At 27.7% G+C, this 10,489-nt stretch carries 5 protein-coding genes and 1 CRISPR repeat array; of the genes, 4 read left to right on the plus strand and 1 reads right to left on the minus strand.

Going from position 1 to position 10,489, the window contains the following annotated elements; translation table 11 throughout:
- Positions 1-3,572: a CRISPR direct-repeat array (repeat unit 31 nt; unit sequence GTTTCTAATCTAACCATACTGGAATGTAAAT).
- 209 nt (positions 3,573-3,781) lie between these two features.
- The 4 genes from Q0J90_RS10040 (at position 3,782) to Q0J90_RS10055 (ending at position 8,554) form a co-directional block, all read left to right on the plus strand.
- The gene (locus Q0J90_RS10040) at positions 3,782-3,979 is read left to right on the plus strand and encodes a hypothetical protein (RefSeq protein ID WP_297277767.1); all 198 of its coding nucleotides are present in this window, start codon (positions 3,782-3,784) and stop codon (positions 3,977-3,979) included.
- Between the two features lie 26 nt (positions 3,980-4,005).
- On the plus strand, positions 4,006-4,572 hold the full coding sequence (locus Q0J90_RS10045) for a hypothetical protein (protein WP_297277768.1): 567 nt from the start codon (positions 4,006-4,008) through the stop codon (positions 4,570-4,572).
- 24 nt (positions 4,573-4,596) lie between these two features.
- Complete coding sequence (locus Q0J90_RS10050) at positions 4,597-5,106, plus strand: hypothetical protein (RefSeq protein WP_297277769.1); 510 nt, start codon at positions 4,597-4,599, stop codon at positions 5,104-5,106.
- 292 nt (positions 5,107-5,398) lie between these two features.
- Positions 5,399-8,554 carry a type ISP restriction/modification enzyme gene (locus tag Q0J90_RS10055; protein ID WP_297277770.1) on the plus strand — a complete coding sequence of 1,052 codons (3,156 nt, stop codon included), beginning with the start codon at positions 5,399-5,401 and terminating at the stop codon, positions 8,552-8,554.
- Between the two features lie 7 nt (positions 8,555-8,561).
- Here the strand turns inward: Q0J90_RS10055 and Q0J90_RS10060 are convergent.
- Positions 8,562-10,489 (minus strand): ATP-dependent helicase (locus tag Q0J90_RS10060; protein WP_297277771.1); only part of this gene is annotated, 1,928 nt, incomplete at its 5' end.

Genomic DNA, 10,489 nt, shown 5'->3' on the forward strand with positions numbered 1-10,489 from the left:
CTAACCATACTGGAATGTAAATAAGAATTAGAAAGTCTGTCCTGCGGAGTTATACCATGTTTCTAATCTAACCATACTGGAATGTAAATTTAGAATCTAATCTTCTTAAAGGCAAATTACGATTTGTTTCTAATCTAACCATACTGGAATGTAAATTATATTTAGCAAGTAAAAGTTTTGCCCCTGTCTATCCGTTTCTAATCTAACCATACTGGAATGTAAATTTCAAGACATTTTATAATTAATCGTGGTCTTGCTATGTTTCTAATCTAACCATACTGGAATGTAAATTCTCTAAACTCATACCATTCACGTGCATCGATTCCCGTTTCTAATCTAACCATACTGGAATGTAAATTGTATTTTAGCAAAATCAGTCAACGCTTGTTTTTGAGTTTCTAATCTAACCATACTGGAATGTAAATTAAGTTTCTCAATGCTACAAAAAAAGTACGATATGTGTTTCTAATCTAACCATACTGGAATGTAAATCGATAAAAAAAAAATGAGAAAAAAAAAGCAAAAAAAGTTTCTAATCTAACCATACTGGAATGTAAATACAAGCACAGAAGAGATTAATAAAAACGGTAGAATAGTTTCTAATCTAACCATACTGGAATGTAAATCGGGGTTGGAACAGGAGATGAAATAATATTAAATGCGTTTCTAATCTAACCATACTGGAATGTAAATCTTGAATTAATGAGTAGAATAATAAAGCTAGTTAGTGTTTCTAATCTAACCATACTGGAATGTAAATTTTGCTTTATACTGTTTGAAGCTATCACCTAATATTGTTTCTAATCTAACCATACTGGAATGTAAATATGAATACTTTACCACACGTGATGCCGGCAGATTTCGTTTCTAATCTAACCATACTGGAATGTAAATTTTTAATTAACTTAAACCATAAGTCTGCAAATTCGAGTTTCTAATCTAACCATACTGGAATGTAAATAATGCTGAACAGTCTTTATTTATCTTAAAACAAAAAGTTTCTAATCTAACCATACTGGAATGTAAATTGTTTAAGATATAGTAATTTAAGTAATGAAGATAAAGTTTCTAATCTAACCATACTGGAATGTAAATCAAAATAATTATATTTATAATAATAGTGCTTTTTTTGTTTCTAATCTAACCATACTGGAATGTAAATAGATGTAAGTGAACAAGCTAATACTGATGTAAGTAAGTTTCTAATCTAACCATACTGGAATGTAAATTTTAATATCTTATCTAATACAAAATCATTGCTTAAAGTTTCTAATCTAACCATACTGGAATGTAAATTTTATTAAACGGTTTCATTATCTCCGTATTCAATATGTTTCTAATGTAAGCATACTGGAATGTAAATTTTGTTAACTTGTGTAGTAGATAAATCTAATATATTGTTTCTAATCTAACCATACTGGAATGTAAATATGCAACAATTTCCTATAAAACACGAAAGTTTTTATGTTTCTAATCTAACAATACTGGAATGTAAATAAAAATAAAAAAGTTACATTACTGTAATTATTAATAGTTTCTAATCTAACCATACTGGAATGTAAATTGATAACTAAGCCATACAAATGCAGGATTAAATTGGTTTCTAATCTAACCATACTGGAATGTAAATTTTTCTTTTGAGATTTTGTCAAACCTGAATCATCAAGTTTCTAATCTAACCATACTGGAATGTAAATAATATTAAACAGTATGCTGTAGGCGATTATTATGTAGGTTTCTAATCTATCCATACTGGAATGTAAATATGAAAAAATCAGAACTATATTGTAAAAGCACGAAAATCCATACTGGAATGTAAATGTTTATACTTTCACAGTAAAAGGAACATTAGCGGTAAGTTTCTAATCTATCCATACTGGAATGTAAATTTTTATGCGGCAGGGGATTTCCCCCCCCTCAAAATAAAGTTTCTAATCTATCCATACTGGAATGTAAATTTCTACTTTATCAACATTTAGCTTTCTTTTCTTTCCGTTTCTAATCTATCCATACTGGAATGTAAATTACAACATTGACAATCTTAAGGACTTTTTTAATCCAAGTTTCTAATCTATCCATACTGGAATGTAAATGTTCAAAAAGGAGTTGCAAAAAAAGAGGTACCACGCGTTTCTAATCTATCCATACTGGAATGTAAATGTATTTCCTTGATATATGTTATCCATTTTTACCTCCGTTTCTAATCTATCCATACTGGAATGTAAATTTCTCATTTATGATTTTAGAATATATTTGAATGATAGTTTCTAATCTATCCATACTGGAATGTAAATATACTTTAAATGTACTGCTAAATCAAGTATTAAATGGTTTCTAATCTATCCATACTGGAATGTAAATAACTACATCCCCGATTGGATAGCGAAAAAAATAGCAGTTTCTAATCTATCCATACTGGAATGTAAATTTTGCTGACAGTGTTCTCCATGCGTCCACTTCGTTAGTTTCTAATCTATCCATACTGGAATGTAAATGCAATATTATTTGCTAAAGCCTGCCAGTTATCTTTTAGTTTCTAATCTATCCATACTGGAATGTAAATGTTATTTCGCCTGTGAGTTTTACCCTCCCATTATTTGTTTCTAATCTATCCATACTGGAATGTAAATCATTACAATAGTTATCGCAAGCCCTTCTTCTATAGTGTTTCTAATCTATCCATACTGGAATGTAAATTTGTATAGCTATTTGACTGCCTTTATTTAAATAACTGTTTCTAATCTATCCATACTGGAATGTAAATATTTACTACTTGTAGTTAATTGTCTAAAGTCTTCTAGTTTCTAATCTATCCATACTGGAATGTAAATGTACTACCTTGAAAGTTTTTTGACCTCTCATAGTATGTTTCTAATCTATCCATACTGGAATATAAATAAATAGTACTTTTCAAAATCTTGTAGGTAGTTCTACGTTTCTAATCTATCCATACTGGAATATAAATGACGGTAGTTCTGGTACTACTAATGTCGATTTGAAAGTTTCTAATCTATCCATACTGGAATATAAATCACACGATATCATTTCTAATACGCATCTCATTATATGTTTCTAATCTATCCATACTGGAATATAAATTATTGAATATAACTCTCATCGTGACATCGTAGATAGGGGTTTCTAATCTATCCATACTGGAATATAAATTATTGAATATAACTCTCATCGTGACATCGTAGATAGGGGTTTCTAATCTATCCATACTGGAATATAAATATCTTCTTTCATATTTAACCAAATGATAAAATTATCGTTTCTAATCTATCCATACTGGAATATAAATACAGCTAGGTGAGCCAGTCGCTTTACCTATCACAGGGTTTCTAATCTATCCATACTGGAATATAAATAGAGTATAAAGTGAAGCACCAGTAGTATCAGATCTAGTTTCTAATCTATCCATACTGGAATATAAATAGTGGTCAATTACATGCTAAAGCTGTTGCTAATTTTGTTTCTAATCTATCCATACTGGAATATAAATAAGAATACGAAAAGGAACAAAGAAAGCATCTACTTTGTTTCTAATCTATCCATACTGGAATACATATTTTATATTAATATTATACAATAATGAAAATTTTATATTCTACCTAAAAACGTATAAAATGTATTATATATTACTTTACATTTACTTTACATTACACTATTTATTGTAAAATTTGTTTAAACAAACTTTACAAAACTCCGATAATATGTTATACTTTAAATATAAGGATATGATGAATACCTCTTAAAAAACAAATTAAGGAGGAAATATATGAAAAAATTAGGAATTATAACTTTAGTATCTACTTTTATTATGAGTGTTAATCTTTACTGCTTTGATTTAATTGAAGATACCTTTGATTTTATTTTTGATGATTTAGCTAAAATAATAGGTATAGTTGTAATATTGGCAGTAGTTATATACTTTTTGAAAAAATATATAAAAAAAGATAATAGCTCTGATAATTAATGTTATATAAATAGGGGGAAAGTAAAATGAAAAAATTAGGGCTTATGAGTTTGATATCTATTTTAATTATGTCATCTAATTTATATTGTTTTGATTTAATAGATGATGCTTTTGATTTTATAGAAGATATCGGAAAATTAGTCGGAATAGTTTTGATGATATTAGTTGTAATGTACTTCATCAAAAAAGTATTAAAAGATGACAGAACTACAGGAAGAATAAAAAAATATGATGACAGAGATTATGACGACTATGATGATAGAGAACGCAGAAATTTAAGAGATGACAGAGACTATAGAAGAAGATCTGATGATTATGACGATTACGATGATTATGATAACTATGATGAAAGAAGAGATTATAGGGATTATGATGATAGAAACGATAACAGACCTAGAAGAGAAAAGGTAATAGATGACAGACAATATGAATATGATATGAGAGATTATGAAAGAAGAGAAAAAAGACTTCCTAATAATATAAACAGTAATAATAATATAGATAAAAGAGAAAATGATTCAAGATACGAAAAAGTATATGAATTAAAACCTGAATATAAACTGAAGTCTGATAATAATAAAAGAATAAGATAATCTTTTTAAGATAAGGAGGCATTTATGAAAAATAATATAATGGCTATCGCAAAATCAAAAAAGTTTATGGTTATTTCTGCTACTATTGCTTTAGCAGCATTACTAATAATGGCCGGTAAATTTTTAGGTATACATTATTATATGTTCTATCTATTTTATAACTTAGAAGATGTTGCGGAAATAATACTAAAATTAGGAATTTTCATTGCTGTAATATCAATATTAATAGCTTTTTTCCTTAAAAAAGACAATAATAACAGAAGTGATAATAATTCTGTTATAAATAGAGAAGAAAATACTGAAGAAAAAAACAATGTTAAATCAGGAAAATTATGGCTTATACCTATAATAGTTACAATAGCTGTGTTATTATTATTATTTCTTGCTCCAAGATTTTTAGTTCCCGGATTTTATGGGATGTATATGCTTCATAATTTAGATGATATAATAGAAGGAGTTTTCCAGTTAGCTATTAGTGTTGCTGTTATAGTATTTTTGGCAGTATTTTTTAAGAAGATATGGAATAAACTTTAATATATATTCTAAGTAGAAAAATTAAGGGTAGAGTTTTTAAGCTCTATCCTTTTTATTACAATAATAAATCCTACATTACCACAAGAAAATACAAATTTAGAATGTAATTCAATTATAAAATACGTTTATCATATGTTACATTTAGTATAAAATTTATCAATTTTTCAATCCGTAAAATTTTATGCCATAGCCACGAAAAGCTAAAGTGCAATTTAAAAAATTACAAGATATTGTTTTAATAAAAGGATTATTAGTTTATAATAAATTTTATAATATATATCAGGAATCATTTATGAATAAAGAATATATTAAAGCTGTAAAAAATTATATTGATGAAATAAACTCAATCAAAGAAAAAGGCTCTTCCAATGAACATAGCTATAGAACCCCTTTAGAAAATATGATTAAATTTTTTGCAGTTAATATATATCCAAATAAAAGTATAAAAATAGTGCAGGAATCAAGCATTGATGATGAAGATGATAAAAAAATATTTCCTGATTTTACTATAGTTAATGAAGATGAGCAGCTTATAGGATTTATTGAATGTAAGGATACAGACTTTGATTTGAATAAAGCTATTAATGGAAAAGGTGCTTATAAAAAATATAAAGAACAGTTAATAAAATATTTGTATATTCATAATAATCTAATATTTACTGATTATATTAATTTTATTTTACTTTCAAAAGAAGATGACGGCAATATTATTATAAAATATGATGTATGCATTTATGATGATGAAGAGAAAAAGAAAAAAGATAAGGAAGAAGAAAATTATAAAAAACTTATAAATATATTTGATATGTTTTTTATGAGTGAAGCAAAAGAGATCGATAAAAAAGATTATTTTCTTTCGCTTTTAGCTAGAAGAACAAAGATTTTGAGGGACTTTATAAATTTAGAATTATTAAATAAAGAATCATATTTAAGCAGAGATGTAAAAGGATTATTTGAAAGCACTTTATTTAAAGATTTGAGCGATAAAGATTTTGCTGATGCCTTCTCACAGATTATCACTTTTTCATTACTTTTTTACAGACTAAGCAAAAGAAAAAATGTTGATTTAAACAGTTTTAAAGATATGCCTGATTATATACCAATATTTAAAGAGTTTCTTTTGAAAATAGATATAAACTATTTTAATAATAATGGTATATTTTATTCTATAGTTTCAATAATGAATGCGGTTAATTCTTATAATGAAAATATATTTTACGGCGAGCTTTCATATAAAGAAAATCATGATAAAGAAGACCCATTTATATATATGTATGAATATTTCTTGAAGGAGTTTGACGAGAAAACAAGAAATGCCAGAGGTGTATTTTATACACCTATAGAGGCGGTGAGATATATTATAAAATCTATAGATGAACTTTTGAAAGATAAACTCAATATAAGCGAGGGACTTTACGGAGAAAATGTGCATATACTTGACTTTGCAGCAGGCACTGGAACATTTATGCTTGGGGCTATAGAGCTTGCATACAGCAATGCCAAATCAAGCGGTATAGGAGGCGTATGGGAAAAAATAGTTTCAGAGTTTATATTGAAAAGACTTTACGGCTTTGAGTTTTTAATAGTACCTTATGTATTGACACACTTTAGAATACATGAATATTTGAAAGATTTGAATTATGATTATAAGAGCAGGGAAAGACTGCAATTATATTTAACTAATACTTTGGATAATAGTGCAGGCGGTTATGTGGCAATGTTTCCGAATATGAAAGCTGAAGCTGATATGGCTTATAAAATAAAAAATGAAGAGCCTATACTCGTTATAATGGGCAACCCTCCATATAATTCAAAATCAGAAGAAATAAACTGTAAGGAATGGATAATAAATTTACTTAAAGATTATAAGCAGAATTTAAACGAGAAGAAATTAAATTTAGATGATGACTATATAAAATTTTTAAGATTTGCACATTGGAAAATGGAGAAAAGCAAACAGGGCATAATAGGTGTAATAGTAAATAATTCTTTTATAAGTGGTGTTACACATAGGGAAGTGCGTAATCAGCTAATGAAAACATTTGATGAAATATATATTTTTGATTTGCATGGCAATATGAATAAGGGAGAAAAATGCCCGGACGGCAGTCAGGATTTTAATATTTTTAATATAAAAGATGTAGGTGTGTGCATAGCATTATTCGTAAAGAGCGGAATAAAAAATAATAAAAATAGAGGAGTATATTTTCAAGAGATTTTCGGAACTAGAAATCATAAAAAAGAATATTTGATTGATAAATCTGTAAACATAGACAAAGAAAATAAAAAATGGAAAAAATTGGAAGATGATGAAAAATGGCATTGGTTTACTGAAGTAAAAAGCAATGAAAAATATTTAAATGATTTTAAAGGTTTGCATGAGATTTTTGAAGTATTTGGAAGCGGAGTAAAAACAGAAAGAGATTATATAACTATTCATAATACAAAAGATGAAATAAAAAAAGTAATATTAGACTTTTATAACTTAGATATTGATAAACTCACGGAAAAATATAACACAAAAGATTCTAGAGATTGGAAAGTGTCTTATGCTAAAAAAGATATATTAGAAAAATATAAAGAATATTCTTTTAATTTAATTACAAAAATACATTACAGACCTTTTGATTTTAGATACACTTATTATACAGGAAAATCAAAAGGTTTTTTGGGTACACCATCAAAAAAAATAAGTTACAATATGATTAATAAAAACAACATAGGTCTAGTTTTCCCACGACAAATAGCTGGTGGATATGGTTTTCAACATGGCTTAGTATCAAATTATATTATAGATGTATCAACAGGTGGTGCAAAAACAGGCTCTGAAACATACTTTGCTCCGCTTTATATTTATGAGGATATTGATTCTTCTACCGATTTAAATTTTGATGAGGAGTGCAAGCCTAATTTTAAAGCTACCTTCTTGGATTTCATCAAAAAATATTTAGGGGGGTCTATCATCAAAAGTGAAGACTATCCGCACAAAATACTCTCCTATATCTACGCCGTGCTTTATGCTCCTACATACCGCTCCCGATACAAAGAAGATTTAAAATACGATTATCCGCATATTCCTTTCACTGATGACAGCTCTTTGTTTGATTCGCTTTCCTCTTTAGGTTCTGCCCTTATAGATTTGCATTTGCTTAAAAAAGTGCCTGCTCCTTCTTCCTCCTACCCTATTTCAGGCGATGACAATATTGATTTCTGCAAGTTTGAAGATAACAAAATAAAAATAAACTCCTCCCAATATTTCGACAACATCAGCGAAGAGGTGTACAATTATTCAATCGGAGGTTACAAGCCTATAGAAAAATATATAAAGGCTCGTGAGACTCTCACTCTTAACGATATTATGCATATACAGAAAGTTATTAGCGTTATTGAAAAAACTATTGAGATTCAAAAGAGTATTGATGAGGTTTATAGAAAGATTGATAATTAAATAAAAATCAATAATCAAAAGCATCCTCATCTATATCCATATAATTTCCTGCATAGTTTGCTTTTTCTTTTATAAGCATTAAACGTTTTGGAATTTCCATCAAAAATGATGAAGGTATCTGCTCCATTATGCCTGTATTTACTCTTCGCCTTTTTGAATAAGTTAAATAAAGCTTTCTCTTAGCCCTTGTTATTGCCACATAAAAAAGCCTTCTCTCTTCATCAATCCCGCCTTCCTCTTCAAGTGAAAAATAATGAGGAAAAACCTGATGTTCTAATCCCGTAATAAATACAGCGTCAAATTCTAATCCTTTGGCATTATGAACTGTCATTAATGTAATAGAATCTTCTTTTTCATCATTTGTATTTAAATCTCTGTATAAAGTATTTTCTTCTAAAAATGTTATGAGTGTTGCATTATTCTCCATAGATTTATAATCATAAAAACCTCTGAAAAGCTCTTTTATATTTTCTTCTGCTGTTATAACCCTATCGTTTCCATCGCTTTTAAATATTGAAAAATAATCTATTTCCTTTAAAAATTCAAAAAATATATTTTCTATATTTATACCATCTTCATTTACAATATCATTTTTTATTTTTAAGGCATATTCATTTATTATATACTTGTATGCTTTAATATTATTAACAGCCTTTTTGCTCAAATTAGAATCTTCCAATATATCAATAGCATCAAATAATGATAATTTTCTGGAATCAGCAAAAGTTTCAAAATTGGCAAAAGTTTTCTCCCCTATAGCTCTAGGGGGAGTATTTATTGTACGCCTTACGCTAAAATTATCATTAAAGCTAGTCATAAGCCTTAAAAAAGAAATAGAATCTTTTATCTCAATGCGTTCAAAAAATCCAACACCTCCGACTATTTTATAATTAATAGAATGAAGTCTCAATTCTTTTTCATAAGCTCTTGACTGACTATTCGTTCTAAATAATATAACAATATCTTTAGCCTCAAATCCATTATCAAATAAAGACTCTATCTCATTAACTACGCTTCTAGCCTCTTCCAAATCACTATAGCAAATCCAATTTTCAATTTTAAACTCATTAGGTTTATTTGAAAATACATTCTTTTCATGTCTGTTTGTATTATTTTTTATAACACTTAAAGCAGCTTCAACAACATCTTTAGGACATCTGTAATTTTCTTCAAGACGTACTATTTTAGTATTAGGATAATCTTTTTCAAAATCAAGTATATTCAAAACATTCGCACCCCTAAAAGCATATATACTCTGATCATCATCACCTACAACAGTTAAATCATTTTCTGCATCCTGAGTCAATAATTTTATTAATTTATACTGCTGAGGATTAGTATCCTGAAACTCATCAACCAAAATATATTTAAATCTGTTTCTGTAATAATTTAAAACAATTTTTTCCTGTTCAAATAGTTTTATAGTGTTTAATATAAGATCATCAAAATCCATTACATTTTCATTAAGCTCATATTCTGTATATTTTTTATAAACATTCTCAAAAATATCCCTATCAAAAACAATACCGTCTTCCATTTCATTTTTATTAGCTGAAATAAATTTCATAATCATTTTAGGTGTTATACTTTTAGGTACAGACTCTTCTTTCATTATTTTTTTTACAATGGATAATTTATCTCCTTCATCCAAAATAAGAAAATTAGATTTATATCCCAAACGATGAGCATTCTCTTTTAAAATCCTTAAACATGCAGAGTGAAAAGTTCTTATAAATAATCTGTTAGGCTTAATATCAGGAAGCAAACTGCAAACCCTCTGCTTCATTTCATTGGCTGCTTTATTAGTAAATGTAACAGCAAGTATATTTTCAGGCGGTACTTCAAGTTCATTAATAAGATAAGCAATTTTTCTAGTTATTACCAAAGTCTTGCCGCTTCCAGCACCTGCTAAAAGAAGCAAAGGACTTCCTGTAT

The sequence above is a fragment of the uncultured Brachyspira sp. genome (genome assembly GCF_944390595.1).
In the GTDB taxonomy this organism is placed as follows: Bacteria; Spirochaetota; Brachyspiria; order Brachyspirales; family Brachyspiraceae; genus Brachyspira.